20 protein-coding genes and 1 pseudogene are annotated in these 22,238 nt (G+C 54.8%); 9 read left to right on the forward strand and 12 right to left on the reverse strand.

Annotated features, from left to right (window positions below; translation table 11 throughout):
- The first annotated feature begins 5 nt into the window (after positions 1-5).
- Entirely contained in the window at positions 6-986 is a 981-nt protein-coding gene (locus IM303_RS02770) for an MBL fold metallo-hydrolase (RefSeq protein ID WP_193359557.1), read from the forward strand.
- Between the two features lie 15 nt (positions 987-1,001).
- Positions 1,002-1,856 carry an alpha/beta fold hydrolase gene (locus IM303_RS02775; RefSeq protein WP_049000884.1) on the forward strand — a complete coding sequence of 285 codons (855 nt, stop codon included), beginning with the start codon at positions 1,002-1,004 and terminating at the stop codon, positions 1,854-1,856.
- A gap of 38 nt (positions 1,857-1,894) precedes the next feature.
- On the opposite strand, the gene IM303_RS02780 is transcribed toward IM303_RS02775, so the two are convergent.
- Together IM303_RS02780 and manA are read right to left on the reverse strand one after the other, a co-directional pair.
- Positions 1,895-3,427 carry a YdgA family protein gene (locus IM303_RS02780; protein WP_049000886.1) on the reverse strand — a complete coding sequence of 511 codons (1,533 nt, stop codon included), beginning with the start codon at positions 3,425-3,427 and terminating at the stop codon, positions 1,895-1,897.
- Positions 3,428-3,526: 99 nt separating this feature from the next.
- Entirely contained in the window at positions 3,527-4,702 is a 1,176-nt protein-coding gene (gene manA, locus IM303_RS02785; RefSeq protein ID WP_049000887.1) for a mannose-6-phosphate isomerase, read from the reverse strand.
- A 199-nt stretch (positions 4,703-4,901) separates the two neighbouring features.
- On the opposite strand from manA, the gene fumA reads away from it, so the two are divergent.
- Together fumA and fumC are read left to right on the forward strand one after the other, a co-directional pair.
- Entirely contained in the window at positions 4,902-6,548 is a 1,647-nt protein-coding gene (gene fumA / locus IM303_RS02790; RefSeq protein WP_049119886.1) for a class I fumarate hydratase FumA, read from the forward strand.
- A 137-nt stretch (positions 6,549-6,685) separates the two neighbouring features.
- Positions 6,686-8,080: a class II fumarate hydratase gene (gene fumC / locus IM303_RS02795; protein ID WP_193052099.1), complete on the forward strand. Its 1,395-nt coding sequence runs from the start codon at positions 6,686-6,688 to the stop codon at positions 8,078-8,080.
- Here the strand turns inward: fumC and tus are convergent, their stop codons facing one another.
- The 3 genes from tus to IM303_RS02810 all read right to left on the reverse strand — a co-directional run bounded on the left by tus (position 8,081) and on the right by IM303_RS02810 (position 10,702).
- Complete coding sequence (gene tus, locus IM303_RS02800; protein ID WP_193359558.1) at positions 8,081-9,010, reverse strand: DNA replication terminus site-binding protein; 930 nt, start codon at positions 9,008-9,010, stop codon at positions 8,081-8,083.
- 73 nt (positions 9,011-9,083) lie between these two features.
- A complete protein-coding gene (gene rstB, locus IM303_RS02805) occupies positions 9,084-10,382 on the reverse strand; it encodes a two-component system sensor histidine kinase RstB (RefSeq protein ID WP_048999470.1) in 1,299 nt (432 codons plus the stop codon).
- A gap of 29 nt (positions 10,383-10,411) precedes the next feature.
- Positions 10,412-10,702 carry a tyrosine-type recombinase/integrase gene (locus IM303_RS02810; protein WP_323307217.1) on the reverse strand — a complete coding sequence of 97 codons (291 nt, stop codon included), beginning with the start codon at positions 10,700-10,702 and terminating at the stop codon, positions 10,412-10,414.
- Here IM303_RS02810 and IM303_RS22145 point away from each other — a divergent pair.
- A pseudogene (locus IM303_RS22145) lies at positions 10,696-10,872 on the forward strand (KilA-N domain-containing protein); the annotation flags it as partial. The gene IM303_RS02810 and the pseudogene IM303_RS22145 overlap by 7 nt on opposite strands.
- Before the next feature lie 42 nt (positions 10,873-10,914).
- Here IM303_RS22145 and IM303_RS02815 read toward each other — a convergent pair.
- Both IM303_RS02815 and IM303_RS02820 read right to left on the reverse strand, forming a co-directional pair.
- The gene (locus tag IM303_RS02815) at positions 10,915-11,301 is read right to left on the reverse strand and encodes a hypothetical protein (RefSeq protein WP_045261479.1); all 387 of its coding nucleotides are present in this window, start codon (positions 11,299-11,301) and stop codon (positions 10,915-10,917) included.
- A gap of 576 nt (positions 11,302-11,877) precedes the next feature.
- On the reverse strand, positions 11,878-12,519 hold the full coding sequence (locus tag IM303_RS02820; RefSeq protein WP_048999474.1) for an HD domain-containing protein: 642 nt from the start codon (positions 12,517-12,519) through the stop codon (positions 11,878-11,880).
- A 117-nt stretch (positions 12,520-12,636) separates the two neighbouring features.
- On the opposite strand from IM303_RS02820, the gene IM303_RS02825 reads away from it, so the two are divergent.
- Positions 12,637-13,599, forward strand: coding sequence for a GlxA family transcriptional regulator (locus IM303_RS02825; RefSeq protein ID WP_193359559.1), 963 nt, complete (start codon positions 12,637-12,639; stop codon positions 13,597-13,599).
- 158 nt (positions 13,600-13,757) lie between these two features.
- Here IM303_RS02825 and IM303_RS02830 read toward each other — a convergent pair whose 3' ends face one another.
- Together IM303_RS02830 and rstA are read right to left on the reverse strand one after the other, a co-directional pair.
- A complete protein-coding gene (locus tag IM303_RS02830; protein ID WP_048999468.1) occupies positions 13,758-14,018 on the reverse strand; it encodes a hypothetical protein in 261 nt (86 codons plus the stop codon).
- Positions 14,019-14,262: 244 nt separating this feature from the next.
- Complete coding sequence (rstA, locus tag IM303_RS02835) at positions 14,263-14,979, reverse strand: two-component system response regulator RstA (protein WP_048999473.1); 717 nt, start codon at positions 14,977-14,979, stop codon at positions 14,263-14,265.
- A gap of 128 nt (positions 14,980-15,107) precedes the next feature.
- On the opposite strand from rstA, the gene IM303_RS02840 reads away from it, so the two are divergent.
- Positions 15,108-15,443, forward strand: coding sequence for a GlpM family protein (locus IM303_RS02840; RefSeq protein WP_014883596.1), 336 nt, complete (start codon positions 15,108-15,110; stop codon positions 15,441-15,443).
- Here the strand turns inward: IM303_RS02840 and folM are convergent.
- The 3 genes from folM to ydgH form a co-directional block, all read right to left on the reverse strand.
- Positions 15,440-16,162, reverse strand: a complete 723-nt coding sequence (gene folM, locus IM303_RS02845; RefSeq protein WP_028012939.1) for a dihydromonapterin reductase — start codon at positions 16,160-16,162, stop codon at positions 15,440-15,442. The two genes, IM303_RS02840 and folM, sit on opposite strands and share 4 nt — an antisense overlap.
- Before the next feature lie 39 nt (positions 16,163-16,201).
- Entirely contained in the window at positions 16,202-17,584 is a 1,383-nt protein-coding gene (locus tag IM303_RS02850; RefSeq protein WP_048999467.1) for an amino acid permease, read from the reverse strand.
- 184 nt (positions 17,585-17,768) lie between these two features.
- Positions 17,769-18,713, reverse strand: a complete 945-nt coding sequence (gene ydgH / locus IM303_RS02855; RefSeq protein WP_028012941.1) for a DUF1471 family protein YdgH — start codon at positions 18,711-18,713, stop codon at positions 17,769-17,771.
- A gap of 535 nt (positions 18,714-19,248) precedes the next feature.
- Here ydgH and pntA point away from each other — a divergent pair.
- Together pntA and pntB are read left to right on the forward strand one after the other, a co-directional pair.
- Positions 19,249-20,778 (forward strand): Re/Si-specific NAD(P)(+) transhydrogenase subunit alpha, encoded by a 1,530-nt coding sequence (gene pntA / locus IM303_RS02860; protein ID WP_193359560.1) that lies wholly within the window; start codon positions 19,249-19,251, stop codon positions 20,776-20,778.
- A 10-nt stretch (positions 20,779-20,788) separates the two neighbouring features.
- Positions 20,789-22,177 (forward strand): Re/Si-specific NAD(P)(+) transhydrogenase subunit beta, encoded by a 1,389-nt coding sequence (gene pntB / locus IM303_RS02865; RefSeq protein WP_013096868.1) that lies wholly within the window; start codon positions 20,789-20,791, stop codon positions 22,175-22,177.
- Positions 22,178-22,238: the final 61 nt, after the last annotated feature.

Raw genomic sequence — 22,238 nt, forward strand, 5'->3', positions numbered from 1 at the left:
TGAAGATGAAAAAGTTGAAAACGGTTCTGGCATTCAGCAGCCTGTTACTGGTAAGTGCCGCCTGGGCTGACGCACCTGCGCAGGTGAAGCAGCAGGTCCCCGGCTATTATCGTCTGGCGGTAGGGGAATATGAGGTCACGGCGCTGTTCGACGGCTATAACGACCTTTCGCCATCATTACTCCACGGTCTTTCAGACGACAAGGTTCGTAAACTGCTGGCTCAGCATAAAATCGATGCCGACCGCATGCCGACCGCTTTTAACGCTTTCCTGGTTAACACCGGTAAACATCTGGTCATGATTGACAGCGGAGCGGGGCACTGCGTGCCGGAAACGGCCGGCCAGTTGGTTAACAATATGAAAGCATCAGGCTATCGTCCCGGGCAGGTTGATACCATTTTCCTGACTCACCTGCATCTTGACCACGTGTGTGGCCTGAGCGATGCAGACGGTAAAGCGTTGTTCCCCAATGCCACCGTCTATGTACCGCAGGGGGAGGCCGACTACTGGCTTGATCCTGCAAAAGAAGCGAGCGCGCCGGCTAATGCGAAAGAGTATTTTGCTATCGCCCGAAAAGCATTGTCTGAGTATAAAGCCTCCGGACATCTTAAAACCTTCGTTCCGCCAGCTTCGCCGATCCCGGAAGTCCAGACGGCCTATGCCGTTGGCCATACGCCCGGCAGTACCGTTTATCGCTTTGCGTCGCAGGGGACGGCTATTAACTTCATTGGGGATCTGATTCATGCGCCAGCCGTCCAGTTCCCGCATCCTGAAGTGTCTATTCGCTTTGATGTCGATTCGAAAAAAGCCATCTCGTCCCGGGCGCAGGAGTTTAACGCCCTGGCGAAAGACGGCGAGTGGATGGCCGCTGCGCATCTGCCTTTCCCCGGTATTGGGCATATCACCGCCTGGCAGCAGGGCTATAGCTGGAACCCTGTAAATTACGGTCCTTATCAACGTGCGGCCAACGTGCCTCTGCTGAAATAAAGTAAGGTTATGAATATGAAAAGTTACACCGTAACGGCAAACGGCATTCGACAGTTTGTGGTTGAAGAGGGTGAAGGCGCGCCGGTTATTCTTCTGCACGGTTTTCCTGAAACAAACTATGCCTGGCGCTACCAGATACCTGTATTGTCCCGGCACTACCGCGTCATCGCGCCGGATTTACGAGGATATGGCGAAACGGATAAACCGGCTTCTGGCTATGATAAACGGAACATGGCCCGGGACATCCGGGAGCTGATGCGTGCGCTGGGGTTACAGAAGGTGGTGCTGGTGGGGCACGATCGCGGGGCGCGCGTCGCGACGCGGTTTGCAAAAGATTACCCTGAGCTGGTGGATCGTCTGGTGGTCATGGATAACGTGCCAACCCGTATCGTGGCGCGCGATTTGAATGCGTCCATCGCCCGAGCATACTGGTTCTTCCTGTTCCATCTTGTGCCCGATCTGCCGGAAGCGCTGATTGCGGGACGTGAAAATATCTGGCTGCGCCACTTTTTCTCGGACTGGACCTACGATCCGTCAACCATCAGCGGCGAGGCGTTTGACACCTATGTTCGCGCGTATCAGGCGCCCGGAGCCGTGCGAGGCGCGATGGCTGACTACCGCGCCAACGCGGAAGACGTGGCGCAGGATCTTGCCGACGCTGACGTGAAAATCGCCTGTCCGGTAATGTCGCTGTGGGGCAATGATTTTCACGCGGTCGGCAAGCTTTTCGATATGCAAAGCGTCTGGGCTGAAATGGCGGATAACCTGCGGGCGCAGGGTATCGACGAGTGCGGCCATCTTCCTCAGGAGGAACAGCCTGAGAAAGTTAACGCCTTGCTGCTGGATTTCCTGGAGGGATGGAAAGGATAAGGGCAATAAAAAACCCCTCTTGCGAGGGGTTTTGACGTTTACTGCTGCGGTGCCGCCGGTACGGCTGGCGCTGCGGGTTCAGCCGGTTCCGGCATTCCCAGCGTCGGCATACCAAACATGCCAACAAACTCTTCCAGCGGCATTTTGTCGCCGTTCAGCGTTACCTGGCCGTTGGCATATTGCAGGCTGGTGGAAATGGTGTTGTCTTCCATTTTGGTGATGCGGAACATCTGACCCATCGCCGCCAGACCTTTCACCTGCTGGTTCGCCAGCTTGCCGGCATCTTCATCGCCGTAGCCTTCCAGCTTCGCAATCTGGGTCATAAACTCGGTCGCCATATCCATCGGGATGGTCAGCTTGCTGTCGAGCGACTTCACGCTGCGATCCACTTCCTGAGCCAGCGTCTGCGGTTCACCCGTGGCGGCTGCAGGATCTTTCAGGAACAGCGACAGGTTAAAGCTGGTTTCGCCTTTGCTGTTTTTCCAGCTCAGCGGCGCAACGGTGACCACCGGCTGGCCTTTCAGCAGGATTGGCAGGTTATTGAACAGCACCGCCATCGCCTGCTGCTGGTACACTTCCGGGTTCTGCTGCAGCGCGGCGTCGGTCAGCAGCGCCTGGCTCTCTTTGCTGTATTTCTGGCTAAATTCGTGCCATGCCTGGCCGTCGATATTGCCGATCTTCAGCGACAGCTTGCCGGTGCCCAAATCCTGATTCTGCACTTTCAGGCTCTTCAGCGTGTAATCCAGCTGGGTATTGATGCTTTTACCGTCTTTGGATACGTCGGATTGACCGTTAACGTCCATGCCTTCCAGCACGGCCATCTCTTTTCCTTCAATTGCGATAGCAATCTTATCCACGGAGAGCTTCTGATCGCCGATACGCTCTTTAAAGTCGGTCATACGGCTGTTGCCGTCGGCTTTCAGGTTGTTGAAGGTGAGCTGAACTTTTTGGTTATATTCGTTCACGGCGTTGACCAGGCCGCTTTCCGCTTCACCCGTCATGGAGAAGACGTTGCCGTCCCGATCCGCATCAAGTTTGAAATGGCCGCCGCTGAAGGCGACTTTTTCGTTCTCTTTCTCGTAGTTCAGCGGTTTCAGCGCGATATCAGAACTGGTATCACCGGAGTAGCTAATACGGGTGTTAATGTCGAAAGGTGATTCATTCTTCGCCAGGTCAAACAGCGGTTTTGTAACGTCGTTATTCACCAGTACGGTATGAACGGACGCCATGGACGGGATCAGGTTAAACGACTTTAGCTGCGCCAGCGGCAGCGGACCGTGGCTTACCACTTCATCCAGCACCACGCTCTGTCCCGGCTTCAGCCAGCCGTTTGCCACACCGGCCACCGGCTTCACCACCAGCTGCATGCGGCTGGTGAACACGCCGCGCTGATAGTTCTGGTAGCTCAGCTCCAGACCCGCCTCCGGCGCGCTGCGCTTAATTTCTCCGTTAGCCTGCGCCACCATCTCAGCCAGACGGCCTTCCAGCTGTTTCCCGGTAAACCAGGAGGCACCCGTCCAGACCACGCCTAACGCTACAATCACTCCAACCGCTACGACCGATTTTTTCATTGCGACTATCCCTAAAATGAAACCAGGCGGTAAAAACCGCCCGGAGATATTAAGCCTTCAACTAGCTTAGCAAGAGTTGTTAAAAAATTCAGTAAGTGCTTAAAGCTTATTAAAAACGCGCGCCAGGCGACCGGTGCCGCTCACGCTGACCGGGGACTCATTGGCTGCAACCAATGCTGACTCGCCAGGCTGGAGAACCAGACGCTGCTCGCCTTTGCGCAGCGTTGCTTCGCCCTCGACGCAGAACAGGATCGCCGCGCTTTCCTGTGCGATTGTCGTTTCCGTCTGATTGAGGTCGTGCAGGGAGAACGCAAAATCCTCAACCGGAATCGGGAAGTCCAGCTCTGCGCCGTTTTTCACCGGCTGAGTCAGCAGCTCCGCGGCAGGCTTCGCCACGAACTTCACGTTGGCAACCAGCTCAGGGATGTCGATATATTTCGGCGTCAGGCCCGCGCGCAACACGTTGTCAGAGTTGGCCATCACCTCCAGCGCTACGCCCTGCAGGTAGGCGTGCGGGGTTTCCGCGAACAGGAACATCGCTTCGCCCGGGTTCAGCTTCACCACGTTCAGCAGCAGAGGGGAGAACAGGCCGCTGTCGTCAGGGTAAAACTCGGAAATCAGGCGGATGGTCTCCCACGGTTCCCCTTGCTGGCTGTTCAGGGCCGCTTTCAGCACCGCCAGCGCGTGAGATTTCTCTTCACCCTGCATATTCAGCAGGCTGGCAAACAGCTGGCTGAGCGCGTCCGCGTTTGGGTTTTCGAGGAAGTGGGCAATAGCCTTGTTGGCACCCGCGACCGGCTGCAGCAGGGAGATAATCTCTGAAAACTCGCGGAAGGCGTTCATCGCCAGGAACGGCGTCAGCGCGAACACCAGCTCCGGCTTGTGGTTTGGATCTTTGTAGTTACGCTCGGCGGCGTCCAGCGGGATGCCCGCCGCGTTCTCTTTGGCAAAGCCGATTTCAGACGCTTTCTTGTTCGGGTGAACCTGGATGGAGAGCGGCTGGTCGGCGCACAGCACCTTAAACAGGAACGGCAATTCGCCAAAGCGCTGAGCCACCTTGTCGCCCAGCAGTGCGGCTTTATCGGCATCAATCACGTCACGCAGGCTGCGTACCTGGCCGCTGGCGTCTTCAATTTTTGAGCTGCTCTTCGGGTGCGCCCCCATCCACAGTTCCGCCATCGGCAGGTTGTTCGGGTTCGCGATACCGTAGAGATCCGTTAACGCAGTTTTACTTCCCCAGGCGTAGTTTTGCACTGAGTTAATGAGTTTTTGCATTATCAAGCCCTGATTCAAAGGTGGAATTAACGCCGTGTATTAAAGCAATAAACTACGTGGAAGTAACCTGTGGATGTAAAAAGTCGTACTAGTCTCAGTTTTTGTTAAAAAATTGTGTAGGATAAGCTGACTCGCTTTTAAGCCGGGCAGCGGAACATCTGCCCTGAATAAACAGACCGAAGCAGTAAGTGAGAGAACAATGTCGAATAAACCCTTCCATTATCAGGATCCTTTCCCCCTCAGTAAGGATCAGACCGAGTATTACCTGTTAACCCGCGATCACGTCTCCGTCTCTGAGTTTGAAGGACACGAGATCCTCAAGGTGGATCCGCAGGCGCTGACGCTGCTGGCGCAGCACGCTTTCCACGATGCCTCCTTTATGCTCCGCCCCGCGCATCAGCAGCAGGTTGCCGATATTCTGAGCGACCCGGAAGCCAGCGAAAACGACAAGTACGTTGCCCTGCAGTTCCTGCGTAACTCCGATATCGCGGCGAAAGGCATTCTGCCAACGTGCCAGGACACCGGCACGGCGATCATCGTCGGTAAAAAAGGCCAGCGCGTCTGGACCGGCGGTGGTGACGAAGCGGCGCTGGCTCACGGCGTCTACAACACCTACACCGAAGACAACCTGCGCTACTCGCAAAACGCGGCGCTGGACATGTACAAAGAGGTCAACACCGGCACTAACCTGCCTGCACAGATTGACCTCTACAGCGTCGACGGTGACGAGTACAAATTCCTCTGCATCGCCAAAGGCGGCGGTTCAGCCAACAAAACCTATCTCTACCAGGAAACCAAAGCGCTGCTCACTCCGGGCAAGCTGAAAAATTACCTGGTTGAGAAGATGCGTACCCTCGGCACCGCGGCGTGCCCGCCGTACCATATCGCCTTCGTGATTGGCGGAACCTCGGCTGAAAGCACGCTGAAAACCGTCAAGCTGGCCTCAACCAAATACTACGACGGACTGCCTACTGAAGGTAACGAGCACGGTCAGGCGTTCCGCGACGTGCAGCTTGAGCAGGAGCTGCTGGAAGAGGCGCGTAATCTGGGACTCGGGGCGCAGTTTGGCGGTAAGTACTTCGCCCACGACGTGCGCGTGATCCGTCTTCCGCGCCACGGTGCCTCCTGTCCGGTCGGGATGGGCGTCTCCTGCTCTGCGGATCGCAACATCAAGGCCAAGATCAACCGCGAAGGCGTGTGGATCGAAAAGCTGGAAAATAACCCGGGCAAATACATCCCGGAAGCGCTGCGTAAAGCGGGTGAGGGGGAAGCGGTTCGCGTTGACCTGAACCGTCCGATGAAAGAGATTCTGGCGCAGCTTTCTCAGTATCCGGTCTCGACCCGTCTCTCCCTGAACGGCACGATCATCGTGGGCCGCGACATTGCGCACGCGAAGCTGAAAGAGCGTCTGGACAACGGCGAAGGGCTGCCGCAGTACATTAAAGATCACCCGATCTACTACGCGGGGCCGGCGAAAACGCCTGAAGGCTATGCCTCCGGCTCGTTAGGCCCAACCACGGCAGGGCGTATGGACTCGTACGTTGATCAGCTGCAGGCCAACGGCGGCAGCATGATCATGCTGGCGAAAGGCAACCGCAGCCAGCAGGTGACGGACGCGTGCCACAAGCACGGCGGCTTCTACCTCGGCAGCATCGGCGGCCCGGCGGCGGTTCTGGCGCAGGGCAGCATCAAGAGCCTGGAGTGCGTGGAATACCCGGAGCTGGGTATGGAAGCGATCTGGAAAATCGAAGTGGAAGACTTCCCGGCGTTTATCCTGGTGGATGACAAAGGCAACGACTTCTTCAAGCAGATCCAGTCGTCCCAGTGTTCGGCGTGCGTGAAGTAAATTGAAAAAAACGGGTGGCGCCGCCGCCACCCGACATCAAAAAGAGCGCACAAAGCGCCATACCGTTTCTCAGAAGTCATCAATACTTATCCCTTAAGCATGTGAGCAATCCCTCTTTTGTTATCAAGGAGAAAGTAATGACCACGGTACGCCATGAGAAAGACTCGATGGGCGCCATCGACGTCCCGGCCGACAAGCTATGGGGCGCGCAAACCCAGCGTTCGCTGGAGCACTTCCGTATTTCGACCGAAAAAATGCCCGTCTCGCTGATTCAGGCGCTGGCGCTGACCAAACGCGCCGCCGCGAAAGTGAACCAGGATTTGGGCCTGTTGGACAACGATAAAGCCACCGCCATTATCAACGCCGCAGACGAAGTGCTGGCGGGAAAGTATCCTGACGAATTTCCCCTTGCTATCTGGCAGACCGGTTCCGGTACCCAGAGCAACATGAACATGAACGAAGTGCTGGCGAACCGGGCGAGCGAGCTGCTGGGCGGCGTGCGCGGCATGGAACGTAAGGTCCACCCGAACGATGACGTCAACAAAAGCCAGAGCTCTAACGACGTCTTCCCGACGGCGATGCACGTGGCGGCGGTAATCGCCATTCGCGAGCAGCTTATCCCGCAGCTCAACGTGCTCAAATCCACGCTTAACGAGAAAGCGCAGGCCTTCCGCGACATCGTCAAGATTGGCCGTACGCACCTGCAGGACGCCACGCCTTTGACGCTCGGCCAGGAGATTTCCGGCTGGGTGGCGATGCTGGAACACAACCTGAAGCATATCGAGAACAGCCTGCCGCACCTGGCGGAGCTGGCGCTCGGTGGGACGGCGGTCGGTACCGGGTTAAACACCCATCCAGAATACGCGGTGCGCGTGGCGGAGGAGCTTGCTGCCATCACCGGACAGCCGTTCGTCACGGCACCCAATAAGTTCGAAGCGCTGGCGACCTGCGATGCGCTGGTCCACACCCACGGCGCGCTGAAGGGGCTGGCGGCCTCGCTGATGAAAATTGCTAACGATGTGCGCTGGCTGGCCTCGGGCCCGCGCTGCGGCATCGGTGAAATCAGCATCCCGGAAAACGAGCCGGGCAGCTCCATCATGCCGGGTAAAGTGAACCCGACCCAGTGCGAAGCCATGACCATGCTCTGCTGCCAGGTGATGGGCAACGACGTGGCCGTCAACATGGGCGGTGCGTCCGGCAACTTCGAGCTGAACGTCTATCGCCCGATGGTGATCCACAACGTGCTGCAATCTGTTCGTCTGCTGGCGGACGGGATGGAGAGCTTTAACGAGCATTGCGCGGTGGGGATTGAGCCCAATCGCGAACGCATCAGCCAACTGCTCAATGAATCTCTGATGCTGGTCACCGCGCTCAATACCCATATTGGCTACGACAAGGCCGCCGAGATCGCCAAAAAAGCGCATAAAGAGGGGCTGACGCTGAAAGCCTCCGCCCTGGCGCTGGGCTATCTCACGGAGGCGGAGTTTGACGCCTGGGTTCGCCCGGAAGCGATGGTCGGTAGCCTGAAATAATCATCCCGCCACGTACAGGTGCAGCCGAGGAATAATCAGCTTTAGCGGCTGCGCCTGAGGTCTGTAACGGTGCTGAACATTGTCAGCATCGTAATTCAGCAGTTCCCCGATATCGGGTACCACCGCGCCCTGATCGGCATCGTAAAGCGCAATCAGCGGCGTCGGGCAGGCATACTGCACCTGCTTTTGCTGACCGGAATACCAGACGCGAGCGATAGGCTGCACCTTCACCGGGCGCTTTATCTTCAGGCGCGCATCCACCGGCAGCGAGGCGATGCTGTGGTACTCCTGCTCCAGGCGCTCAATCCACTGCTCCCGCGACCACGGCGCGACGGTGCGCGGCGTCTTCAGGCTTTTTTCCAGCTGGGCCAGAATCTCATCCCGGGTGAAGTTTTTAATGATGTGCTTATTCGCCCAGCCGAAGCGCAGCGTAGCGGGGTGACGCAGTACCGTCAGCGTCCGATAGGCATTCAGGGTAATCAGCCCCGGAAGCTGGCGGTGCACCCACTCAAATCGCGCGACAGGGGCGAGGCCGGACTCTTCGGTGATGATCTTTTCAAAGGCCGCTTTCAGGGTGTTGATATGCGCAATCTGGCTTTCCAGCGCTTCGCGCGATGTCGCATCGGTTTGCAGGCAGATGACCCCCGGCAGGCGCACGGCGGCCTTGCTGCTGCGGTTTTCTGACTGCTGCTGGATAAACAGGCGACGATAGTGTTTTAGCGCCAGCTCAAGGGCCGCGCTGCCGATGTGCTGTTCGACCTCGATGGTGTCCAGCGGATCGTGCTCGGCTCCCTTAGCCACATCCGGCAGGGTAAAGACGCGCGCGGCCAGCAGGCGACAGGCCTGCAAACGCTCGGTCAGGTTCAGGAGTTCGTGTTCTATTTCCCGAAACGTGCCGTTAAGCCGTTCGATGAGATCGTAGTTCGCCATAAACACTCTCATTAGTTACAACATACTTATCATATAGCACAGCACGCCGGGTCAGGCCAGCGTGCGGTTGAGGTCAGGCAGGGACGGGAAGGGCGATGTTATGGTACACCGGCCAGCTAAAGCAGAAGCGCGCGCCGCCGAGCTCGCTCTCCTCGCAATGCACCGTGCCGCCCATCGCCTGCGCGATAGAGTAGACAATCGCCAGCCCCAGGCCGCATCCGCCGGTGGCGCGATCGCGGCTGGGATCGAGGCGGACAAACGGTTCAAACACGGTCTCTCGCGCTTCCGGGGCAATTCCCGGTCCGTCGTCCTCCACCGTCAGGCTGGCCCGGTTGCCCTGCAAATCCAGGCCAATCTGGAGCGTACTTTCGCTGTAGCGCATGGCGTTGTTCATCAGGTTGTCCAGCACGCGCTCCATCAGGCGCATATCGAGCGCGCCGTAGTCACCCGGCGTGACGCGCGTCAACAGCGTGCGCTGCGGGTTTACGCTCTGAACGTCATCAATGTGGGTTTGCAGCCAGGCGGGCAGATCCGGCGTGGTGAGGTTCAGCTCGTTTTGCGGGCGGTCGAGACGCGCGTAGGTCAGCAGCTCCTCAATCAGCGCTTCAAGCTGGCCAATGTCGCGGTTAAGCGCCTGATTCTCTGCCTCGGTCAGATTCTCGCTCATCTCCAGACGGTAGCGCAGGCGAACCAGCGGCGTGCGCAGCTCGTGCGCAATTCCGTCGATCAGCTGCTTCTTGCTGGCGATCAGGGCGTTGATGTTATCGGCCATCTGGTTAAAGGCCACGCCCAGACGCTCAAAGCTGGAACCGCTGTCGAAATGAATGCGTTCGGTAAAATGCCCCTCACCAAAACGCTGCGCGGCGGATTCCAGCTTCAGCATGTCCTGCCAGTGGGGCCGCATCCAGATAAAGACCGGAAATGCGAGCGAAATGGCGATAAAGGCCATCAGCGCCATGTCCAGCAGGCGCATCTGGTGCAGATAATAGAGATAGGGCACCGGCCCGACGGCCAGCACGTAATGGCTGCGCGGAATACGCTGAATAAACGTGTATTTCTCATCCAGCGCGACGATGTCCCCGTCGCGCAGACGCTGCATGGCGGGCGGATCCAGCTCAAAATCTTTCAACGGCTCAATGCGTAAATCGAATGACAGATTAAGATCCAGCTCTTTCAGGGTTTTCGCCCAGTCGTGTGGCGGGATCTCTCTCAGCTCGCTGCGCATCAAATAGAGCGAGCTTTTCATCAGATCGTCCAGCGACTGCCGGCCCGCACGTTCGGCGGTGAATTTATAAACCAGGCCGACCAGCATGGTCATCACCAGGAAGCAGACAAACAGTAAAAGATAAAACTGCACAAACAGCTTTTTCATTAAATATCACCGGGACATCAAGTAATTAACTACTTTGTTTTTACCTTAAGGGGCACTATAGGGGCATTTGCATATCCGCCAAAGCGCTGATTCAAAAATGGTACCTGATCGCTATCGAGAACATTTATCCACGCAGAGTATACATGGAAGACCATCTCTGCATTCTCATCACCCATCTGATTCGCTATAAAAGCAGGATTAGCACCTGCCGACAACATCCAGCACGCGTATGTATGACGCAGTTGATAGGGGCGTCTGCGGCGAATGCCCGATCGTTTTATCGTTCGGTAGGCCTGTCTTCTCTTTGAGTTTTGAAGCAATTTCTCGGCTGAACAAGCTTGATCATATTATTAATACCGAAACGAAAGAGGTTAGTCATTGCGCCAGCAAAATGGCCCGGTGGGAAGCTGGTGGTAGGAAACAATTTCTTCGTGTGGCTCGTGAGTGGATGATGAGCGAAGTTCAGATTTATTTGTCAGGCTTCAAATAAGTATTCACAGAGAGCCACTTTCACAACGGCTCCCAGATAAAATTACTTCCTGTAAAGGTCGCCTTGACCGGACCTTGCTCTTCCCCAGATTTCATCATCTGAGAGTGTAGTTTCTATGAGTTCAATCGGTGCGCCATTGTCATTAATCATGGCAACAAAGAAACCGTCAATGGGCTCATAGGGACCAAGAATTACTTCTTCATCTTCGATAGCTCTTAGCAGGTTGTCCACTTTGAAGGCGACGTGAGGCACAGTTTTTATCAGATTGTGGAGTGGAGAACTATCTTTAAATCTATGCCACTGCACACGAAACTGGCCTGGGTTATCAACTGTATACATCCCGGCTTTTTCGCTGTATGCACCTTCAAAAACGCCATCCTGTAACGGGATGCCGAAGTGATGAAAGGTATACTTTACATTTGATTTCATTCTTATCTCGCTAACTAATTAATGACAATGTAATTGAGCATAGGATGTAACTACTGTGGGCAATGTACTAAATATAAACAACTAAAGAATACCATACATGAAATTCTTCCAACACGAGCGCATTTGTAAGTGGATTTAAAAGGGATATCCCTACAGCGGAAAAATCATCTGCTATTCCCTTGAGTGGATAAATAGACGTTCATGGCTTACATCGACAGATGCATTAAACCTGTAAGGGAATCGATTTAACTGCTGGTAATTTTGAAATGATCAATCTGATGCGAGCGTTTGTTCTGAAGGTGTTGAATTTTTTACAAACTTATGCAATTCGCCGCTGATGCCGAAATTCTTAGCAAGTTGTACTTAAGCTGCGAAATCTAGATTTATATCTTCCCCGAATCCGGAGAAAAACTCTTTGGTACCGGATGGATAAGACGCAATGCGATGCAATGTGGCTTCACTGGCATACTGTCAGTTGACCGGAAGGAGACTTTCGCACTATTACTCTTATCCGAACATCCCCATGACTGAATAGTACCTGATGCCCCCATCAGGTACTATTCAGTCTGTCCGTTATCAGCCTTGCCAGCGAGACTGTCGGATAATGCTGCAGAAATTCATAGGCTTGAAGAGTGTGTCCTTGTCTGCAAGTACATCCGCTTTTACGTTACCAAATGTCGTGTGCGGCTTGTGTTTGATGCCGTCATAAAAGGCCTGAATAATGTCCTCCTTAAAATGCGGTGTACGTGGGAAACGCTGGGTAACTGCGCTGATTTCTTCCTGTGAGAATACTTCAAAATCAATTCCCAGCACGTCCATTTCTACTCCTGCCGTAAGTAGCGCTATTTCCGGTGCCATGAATTCCGGAATACCCGGCGTGGTGTGGAGGGCAATTGCTGTCCAGACCTTATCAATATCCTGAGTTCCGATGCCATATCTTTCCAGAAACTTCCGTGCTTCGTTTGCACCATCTACTTCAAAACGTTTATCGCAGCTACAGTATTCGCGAGTCAGGCCAATGTCATGGAACATACATCCAATGTACAAAAGCTCAGCATCGGCTTTAACCTCTCTTTTCTGACCGGCCAGAGCCGCCCATTGGTAAACGCGGCTTGAATGGTTAAAAAGCAGATCGGATTCCGTGTCACGAATGAACTCGGTGGCTTCACGGGCCATTTTGCTGTCCGGGATACTGATATCTTCGGTTGTGCGAATCATGAAATACTCCTCTTCTCTGTTGTAGGTATACAGCATAAGGTTTACCTTGAATGTCCCAAAATGTATTTTAAAGACTTTATGGGACATAGAGATGATTCAGGACTCCGGAGACTTAAAATGAGTCATAACGTTTTTATTCTGGCGGTGCCAGGCGTTCAGATGCTTGATGTCTGTGGCCCCATAGATGTGTTTGCTGAGGCTAACCGGGTTCTTAAGCGCAGCTTTTACTCGCTGCGCGTTGTTTCGGTTACCGATCCTGTGATTCGGTCTTCGTCAGGCGTAAAGATAACGGCAGATGTAACCCTGTCAGACTGCGGTGGGCTTACGGCAGATACATTCCTTGTTGCCGGCGCGCCGTATATTGCTTATTACCAGCCGGACCCCCGTGTGCTGGATGGAATTAACGCACTCTGCGAGTCAAGCAAGCGGTTTGGTTCAGTTTGTACGGGGGCATTACTCCTGGCGCTCACCGGAAAGCTAAATGGAAAAAGAGTGACCACGCATTGGGCATGTGCGAAAACCCTTTCCGCCAGGCATCCCCAAATAATCGTAGAGGCAGATGCGTTGTATGTTGACGATGGGCGAGTGAGAACGGCGGCGGGCGTTACTTCAGGCCTGGATTTGGCACTGCGACTTGTTGAAGAAGATCTCGGTAGGGAGGTTGCGGCAGAAGTCGCCGATCAAATGGTCATGTTTTTCCGGCGTCCAGTTAACCAGTCTCACTTTATGAGGAGCAATACGCTTTCGCTTGATGGCCGTACAGCTCTTCAGGAACTCCAGAGATGGGCAATCGCGAATATTAAAGACGTGACAACGGTTGCTGTGATGGCAGAGCATATTAACTTCAGCCAGAGGCACCTTACGCGGATATTTCGGCAGGAAATTGGCCTTACCCCGGCGCAGTGGCTCGAACGCGAGCGCGTATCTAGAGCAAAAGTACTGATTGAAAAGGAAAAAATGCCAGCGAAGAAACTTGCCGTTGAATGTGGCTTTTCTGGGCCGGATGTTATGAGGCGAGTATTTTATCGCCTGACAGGAATAACACCTAATGATTACCAGAAAATGACGAGCCGTGAATAGCTTTGCGAACGGGAGAGAAGCTATAGCCTTTCCAGTAAATTGCAGATTTTCTGCACACTAAACTGCACAAACAGCTTTTTCATTGGATCTCGCCGAAAAAACGCTATGTGCAGAATATACATGAAAACCTTTCGGTTTTTTCACGACTGTCGAGCGTGTTATATGGCTTTCGCGCTGTTTTTTACCTTGGCGATGAGTTTTTCGGTCACGGCCAGGCCTTCCGCAATGTGCGTATCAATCACATCCGCCCCGTATTCGCTGATGAGATCCAGCAGTATTTCGTAATACTGGATGAGTTCCAGCAGGTCAAAGAGCGCTTTTTGATCGGTGCGTGAGGGGGAGGTGTGGTTAAGGGTTGCCTGATTAACAATCCACTCAAGATTGGTTTTTATCGCTTCTACCTGATCGTAGCTATACATAATTCATGGGCTTAAATCCTCATTTCAAGATTTCTGGGAGCGATGTCGTGAAAGCTTCACGGCGAAAATGAGTAAAACGATCGCAAGAGCGGGATGAGCTGAAGAAAGGAGAGTCGAGAAGCTAATTATGGAATAGTTTGCGTGCTTAGCAAGTTAAATGTTGCGCAAACGTAAAAATAAATGCGCGAAAGGAGGGCGTTTTCGCGCAATGCCTTCAATTCGCGCAGATTATCTTATCCGACGATCAGGTTTCCCAGGCGTGTGGGGCAAACAGATAACCCTTGTTACGCACGGTTTTAATGCGGTAGGGCTCGGTGGCGTTATCCTGTAGTTTTTTGCGTAATCGCGAAATCGCCACGTCAACGCTGCGATCCATACCGTCATAGCTCACGCCACGGAGGTTTTTCAGAAGCGCGTCGCGGTCCATGATTTGCCCGGCATGCGTGGCCAGCTCCCACAACAGGTCAAAGTCTGCGGTAGAAAGGGCGATAAGCTCGCCGGAAAGCAGGACCTGGCGGTTAACCGGGTCAATAGACAGCGTACCGAAGCGCAACGCTTTGTGCGGCGTCAGGGACGGCGCGGACGCTTCGCGTTCGATGCTGGCGTGCTGGCGCAAATGCAGGCGCAGGCGGGCCAGCAGGACGGCAGGCGGTGTGGTTTTCAGAATGTAATCATTGGCGCCCATCTCCAGCGACAGAATATGGTTCATATCGCTGTCCAGTGAGGTCAGCAGAACGATAGGACCGTCCCAGCGGGCGCGCAGGTCCCGGCAGAGCGTCATGCCGTCTTTGCCTGGCAGCATGATGTCCAGCAGCACTAAATCCGGGTTTTCACGGACGACCACCTCTTCGGCACGATCGCCGCGAGGCTCAACAATGACGTCCATATCATGTTTACCCAGATAGGCGGCGATCAATTGCCCGACTTCGGGTTCGTCTTCAACATATACAATCTTATTCATACAGCGTCTGTTTTCGTGAAAAAAGCCAAAATACACCGCGGAACCTTAACCTTCCATTAATCTTTCAAAATTAACGCCGCTTCCGTTATTCTGACGTTTCTTGTTATTTGATTGTTATAGGAAAAAATATGGGGCTGGTGATCAAAGCCGCGCTGGGGGCGCTGGTGGTATTACTGATTGGCATTCTGGCAAAAACCAAAAACTACTATATTGCCGGGCTGATCCCGCTGTTCCCGACCTTTGCGCTGATTGCCCACTATATTGTGGCCTCTGAGCGGGGTACGGAAGCGCTACGCACGACCATTGTGTTTGGCATGTGGTCAATCATACCGTACTTTCTCTACCTGCTTTCCCTGTGGTATTTCACCGGTTTTCTGCGGCTCCCCCTGGCGCTGGGCGGGGCAGTGGTCTGCTGGGGGCTCAGCGCCTGGGTGTTAATCTTCTTCTGGAGCCGCTTTCACTAGCGCAGCGGGCGGCCGCCGTCCACGGCAAAGGTTCTGCCGGTGACGTAGCAGCTGGTGAGCAGGTAATCCACCAGGTCGATCACCTCTTTCTCACCGGGCGCTATTTTCATGAGCGACTTATTCAGCGCCTGCTGGCGGTATTCCGCATCATCGTGTTCGTTAAACAAAATCATCGCCGGGGCGATGGCGTTCACCTTCACCTCAGGCGCGAGCTTGCGGGCAAAGGAGCGCGTCATGTTATCCAGCGCGGCTTTGCTGGCCGCGTAGGCGATATGCTTGTCGCTGCCGCGCTCCACCACATAATCGGTAAAGTGAATAATGTCGCCCGCCGCATGCCCGTGGCCGCGCAGCAGATCCTGCAGCGCGTGGTTAAGCAGATAAGGGGCGTTAACGTGGATCTGCAGCATGGCGGAGAGCGTATCGCTGAGGGACGTGCCGGGCTTCTCGGCACACCATGCGCTGGCATTATGGATCACGGCACGCAACCCCGTCGCGGTGGATTTAACCTGTTCTGCAAAGGCCAGAATGCCTTCGTCGGTGGAAAAATCAGCCTGAATGCAGACCGCTCCGGCTTTGCGCAGCCCCTCAATCGACGGGTATTCCGTACGGTAGCTGACAATGACCGGATGCCGAAGGTTGAGAAAGTGATGGGCGAGGGCGAGGCCGATACGGCGGCCTCCACCGGTGATCAGTATTGGGCGAAGCGGTGCATTTCCCATCGTATTCTCCTTTACAGTTCAACAATGGGAAAGACAGTGCTATCCCATTAACATCCAGGTTGCCGGTACGGCAGCAACCAGTAACAGCCCGATTAAGGCCATTTCACGGCGTTTCAGCGCGTTCTCCAGCTGATGCGTGCGGCGGGCATAGACAAACACCAGCAGACCCGGCGCATACAGCACAACCGACAGCAGCAGATGCATCGGCCCGGAAGCATACAACAACCACAGGCCGTAAATACAGGCCCCTACGCCCACAACATAGTGCACCGGACGCGTGGCGATTTTTAACAAATACGCACCCACTAAGAAATAGGGTACCAGAATCATCTCCGAGGCGATGGTCAGCAGGGTGTTATAGTCTGAACCTGTGAGCCAGATCAGCACCAGACAGACCTGAACGCTGATGTTGGTCAGCCAGAGTGAGGCTGATGGTGCATTATTTTGGTTTTGACGGGCAAACAGGCGGGGAAACGCCTTGTGCGTCGCGGCCAGGAACGGTACTTCAGCCGCCATGATGGTCCAGCTCAGATAAGCGCCGCAGACGGAGACGATCAGTCCTGCGGCAATCACCACATCGCCCCACGGGCCGAGCATTTTCACCATCAGTCCTGCCATGGACGGGTTACGCATTTCGGCCAGTTCAGGACGCGCCACCACGCCCAGCGACAGCAGGGTCACCAGCAGATACACGCCCAGCGCCGCCAGGACGGCCAGCAGCGTGGCGCGGCCCACATCGCGCTTATTACGCGCGCGGGCAGAAACCACGACGGCACCCTCAACGCCGATAAATACCCACAGGGTAATCAGCATCGTGTTTTTCACCTGCTCCCAGACCGGAACGCCCAGCGCAATGCCGCTGAAATCAAGCGAAAACACGTCGAGACGGAACGCAATGAAGGCCAGCACGATAAACAGGCCAAGCGGCACCAGCTTCGCCAGCGTCGCCACCAGGTTGATGCTAGCGGCGGTCTGGACACCGCGCAAAATCAGCCAGTGAACAATCCACAGCAGCACCGAGGCGCCGACGATAGACTGCCAGGTATTACCGTCGCCAAACAGGCGCAGCTCAGGGGTATCGGTAAAGAAACTGAGCGCCGAGAAGACAATTACCAGATAAGAGACGTTGGCGATGACCGCGCACAGCCAGTAGCCCCAGGCGGAACAGAAGCCGATCAGCTCGCCGAAACCTTCACGTGCATAGGTGAAAATGCCGCCGTCCAGATCCGGGCGAATGCGCGTCAGCAACAGCATGGCAAACGCCAGCAGCAATATCCCGACACCGGTAATGCCCCAGCCAATGAGCAGGGCGGCAGGGCTTGCGACGGCCGCCATGTTCTGCGGTAAACTGAATACGCCCGCGCCCAGCATTGAGCTCAATACAAGTGCAGTTAAAGCACTCAGGCCAAGTTTCTTTTCCATTGGCTTCCTGTTATGAAAAGTCCCAATCCAGAATAATTATTTCGCTAAGGCGCATAAAAATGGTGGATCACACTAAGGCGCGGGATTTTACGGAGTGTAACGAAAGCATGCAATGATGTGTGGCAGATTTTCAAAAAAAGTAACAAAAAAGGCGGCATTGCGCCGCCTTTCATCAACGGTTTTGTTACTTGTACAGATCGGCGCTGATGGTCACGTTGTTACCACGTTCCTGCCACTGGCGGGTGATGTGGTAATACTTCGCCCCTTTCTTCGCCGCACGCTTCGCGACCTGATAAGAGACTTCCGTCATATTGCCGTAGTTGCCGGTAAACTTGATGCTGTCGAACGGCACCATCTGCGCGGCAGTGGCTTTGTTCAGCTCTTCAATTTTGGTGCCGTCCGGCAGCGTCACGGAGTAACGGCCACCTTTCGTGGACTGCGTTTCAAAGAAACGGCCCACTTCAGCGCTTGGCGCCGCAGAGGTCGCTACGCCCGGAATTTCAACTTTCTTCGCTTCTTCGCCGCCTTTGGCTATCGCCGCGCGACCCGCTTCAGAATCCGCAGGGATGGCATCCGGGCTCTGCAGAACGCGTTTTTTCGCATCTTCTTTGTAGATGAATGCGGTAATGCGCTGGTTGCCGCCCTGGTTAGCATCCACCTGACGCACGATATAGAAAGAGTAGGCACCTTTCTCTTTCGCGGCTTTGGTGATGGCATCGTTCACTTCTGGCTGGCTGCGATAGAAGCCCTGAACGGTAACGGTGTCGTAAGGTTCCAGCTCAATGGCCTGGTCTTTTGGCAGCTCAACGATACCGTTGATCACGCGGTTTTTCGGCGCGTCAGCCTTTGGTGCATTATCTTTATACAGCGCAATGGTCACGCGCTGATTACCGCTGTTGCCGTAATCGGACTGGTCAACTACGTAAAAGGAGGCCGCCCCGTTTTTATCCGCGGCTTTTGATGCGGCGGCGACGGCATCGCCAATAGAATTGTAACGACCCACAATGACCGTATGGTCAAAAGGTTTTAACGCTGCCGCTTGCTCTGGCGTTAACTCTGTTGCGGCATTCGCAGACAGGGCGGTCGCACAGAGAAGTGCGGACGCCAGGAGTGTGTTCTTAAGCTTCATAAAAATAATCCTTCGCCTTGCGCAAACCATGTACTGGTATTGTTGTTAATTTGAGACGGCCCCGATTATGGCATTTAAAACCCGTCGCTGTCTGCGCCATTTTTCACTGCCTGTGCTCACTCAATTACCGAATTCGATAACATTTAGTGATATGTTGAAAAAACAGGCGTTTGACAAGCAAAACTGATAAAGCATATGACTTTTACAAGTTAATTTAATGTTAATAACTTGTTCTCTTATGGCGCTATATCATGTTTTTACCGCTTCGCTTGCGCGATTTATCGGTTCTGGCGATGAATTTAAGGTAAATATCACTGTCAGTGACGCCGATCGCTTATTTTTCACAGATAAAGTAAGAAATAGTGTTTTCTGGCGGTAGATCACAAGCGCTATTTTCAGTAGGTTATAGACAGTTTGTTACTGTTTTATTTTGCGGGGTTACTCATTTCTCGTCGCTATCATGCTGGCGAAAATTGATACAAACCGCGGGCATTTATCGACAAACCATCATCAAAAACCGATGGAAGGGAAAACTATGCGTATTGGGGTACCAAAAGAACGGTTAGCCAATGAAACCCGCGTAGCGGCAACACCGAAAACGGTGGAGCAACTGCTTAAGCTGGGTTTTACCGTCGCGGTTGAAAGCGGCGCAGGCAAGCTGGCGAGTTTCGATGACGAAGCCTTTATTCAGGCTGGCGCGGAAGTGGTAGACGGTGCTGAAGTCTGGCAGTCGCCCGTGATTCTGAAGGTCAACGCGCCGGAAGAGAGTGAGATTGCGCTGCTGAATCCAGGCACCACGCTGGTGAGCTTCGTCTGGCCTGCACAAAATCCTGAACTGATGGAGAAGCTGGCGGCCCGTGGCGTGACCGTGATGGCGATGGACTCCGTGCCGCGTATTTCGCGCGCGCAGTCGCTGGATGCGCTGAGCTCCATGGCAAACATTGCCGGCTACCGCGCCATTGTTGAAGCCGCTCACGAATTTGGACGCTTCTTTACCGGCCAGATCACCGCGGCGGGGAAAGTCCCACCGGCGAAAGTGATGGTGATTGGCGCGGGCGTGGCGGGTCTTGCCGCAATCGGTGCGGCAAACAGCCTGGGCGCTATCGTGCGCGCGTTCGACACCCGTCCCGAAGTGAAGGAACAGGTCCAGAGCATGGGGGCCGAATTCCTTGAGCTGGACTTTAAGGAAGAAGCGGGCAGCGGTGATGGTTACGCGAAGGTGATGTCCGAAGCCTTTATCAAAGCCGAAATGGAACTCTTCGCCGCGCAGGCGAAAGACGTCGACATTATTGTTACCACCGCGCTTATTCCGGGTAAACCGGCGCCGAAGCTGATCACCCGTGAGATGGTCGACTCCATGAAGCCGGGCAGCGTGATTGTCGACCTGGCGGCGCAAAACGGCGGTAACTGCGAGTATACCGTTGCCAATCAGGTGACCACGACCGCGAACGGCGTGAAGGTGATCGGCTATACCGACCTGCCTGGCCGCCTGCCAACCCAGTCGTCTCAGCTGTACGGCACCAACCTCGTTAACCTGCTGAAGCTGCTCTGCAAAGAGAAAGACGGCAGCATCACCGTCGATTTTGACGATGTGGTGGTGCGCGGCGTCACCGTCGTTCGCGAAGGTGAAATTACCTGGCCTGCGCCGCCTATTCAGGTTTCAGCCCAGCCCCAGGCTGCGCCGAAAGCGGCACCCGAGCCAAAAGAACCGGCTAAACCGGCTTCTCCGTGGCGCAAATACGCCATCATGGCGCTGGTCATTATTCTGTTCGGCTGGCTGGCTGACGTCGCGCCGAAAGAGTTCCTCGGCCACTTTACCGTCTTCGCACTCTCGTGCGTTGTGGGTTACTACGTGGTGTGGAACGTCTCCCATGCGCTGCATACGCCGCTGATGTCGGTGACCAACGCTATCTCCGGGATCATCGTGGTAGGGGCGTTGCTGCAGATTGGACACGGCGGCTGGATCAGCTTCCTGAGCTTTATCGCGGTGCTGATCGCCAGTATCAATATTTTCGGTGGTTTCACCGTGACTCAGCGCATGCTGAAAATGTTTCGTAAAGGCTAAGGGGTAGCATATGTCTGGAGGATTAGTGACAGCCGCATACATTGTTGCTGCAATCCTGTTTATTTTCAGTCTGGCGGGGCTTTCCAAACACGAAACGTCTCAGCAGGGAAATAACTTTGGTATCGCCGGGATGGCGATTGCGCTGATTGCCACCATCTTCGGGCCGGATACCGGCAACGTGGCGTGGATCCTGGTGGCGATGATCATCGGCGGCGCGATTGGTATTCGCCTGGCGAAGCGCGTGGAAATGACCGAGATGCCGGAGCTGGTGGCGATTCTGCACAGCTTCGTGGGCCTGGCGGCGGTGCTGGTGGGCTTCAACAGCTACCTGTATCACGAACCGGGCATGGAGCCGATTCTGGTCAACATTCATCTGACCGAAGTGTTCCTCGGTATCTTCATCGGTGCAGTAACCTTCACCGGTTCTATCGTGGCGTTCGGCAAGCTGCGCGGTAAGATCTCTTCTAAACCGCTGATGCTGCCTAACCGTCACAAGCTGAACCTGGCGGCGCTGGTGGTGTCGTTTGTGCTCCTGGTGGTCTTCGTGCGTACCGAAAGCGTGGGCCTGCAGGTACTGGCGTTGCTGGTGATGACCATCATCGCGCTGGCGTTTGGCTGGCATCTGGTGGCGTCCATCGGCGGTGCGGATATGCCGGTGGTTGTCTCGATGCTGAACTCCTACTCCGGTTGGGCAGCGGCGGCTGCGGGCTTTATGCTGAGCAACGACCTGCTGATCGTCACCGGTGCGCTGGTCGGTTCTTCCGGTGCCATTCTGTCTTACATCATGTGTAAGGCGATGAACCGTTCGTTCATCAGCGTTATCGCCGGTGGCTTCGGTTCTGACGGTTCTTCTACCGGTTCTGACGAAGAAGTGGGTGAACACCGTGAGATCAGCGCGGAAGACACCGCGGAAATGCTGAAAAACTCGCATTCTGTGATCATCACCCCAGGCTACGGTATGGCGGTGGCGCAGGCGCAGTATCCGGTGGCGGAAATCACCGAGAAGCTGCGCGCGCGCGGTATCAAAGTTCGCTTTGGTATTCACCCGGTGGCCGGACGTCTGCCGGGCCACATGAACGTACTGCTGGCGGAAGCGAAGGTGCCATACGACATCGTGCTGGAGATGGATGAGATCAACGATGATTTCGCCGACACCGACACCGTGCTGGTTATTGGTGCTAACGACACCGTTAACCCGGCGGCACAGGACGATCCGCGTAGCCCAATCGCCGGGATGCCGGTTCTGGAAGTGTGGAAGGCGCAGAACGTCATTGTCTTCAAACGCTCGATGAACACCGGCTATGCTGGTGTGCAGAACCCGCTGTTCTTCAAAGAGAATACCCATATGCTGTTTGGCGACGCCAAAGCCAGCGTGGATGCGATTCTGAAAGCGCTGTAATTCGCTTTCTCCTGACAAACCGCCCTTCGGGGCGGTTTTCCTATTTCTGCGGCCAGCGTTT

It is taken from the genome of Enterobacter cloacae complex sp. P38RS, assembly GCF_014930775.1.
Classification (GTDB): domain Bacteria; phylum Pseudomonadota; class Gammaproteobacteria; order Enterobacterales; family Enterobacteriaceae; genus Enterobacter; species Enterobacter bugandensis.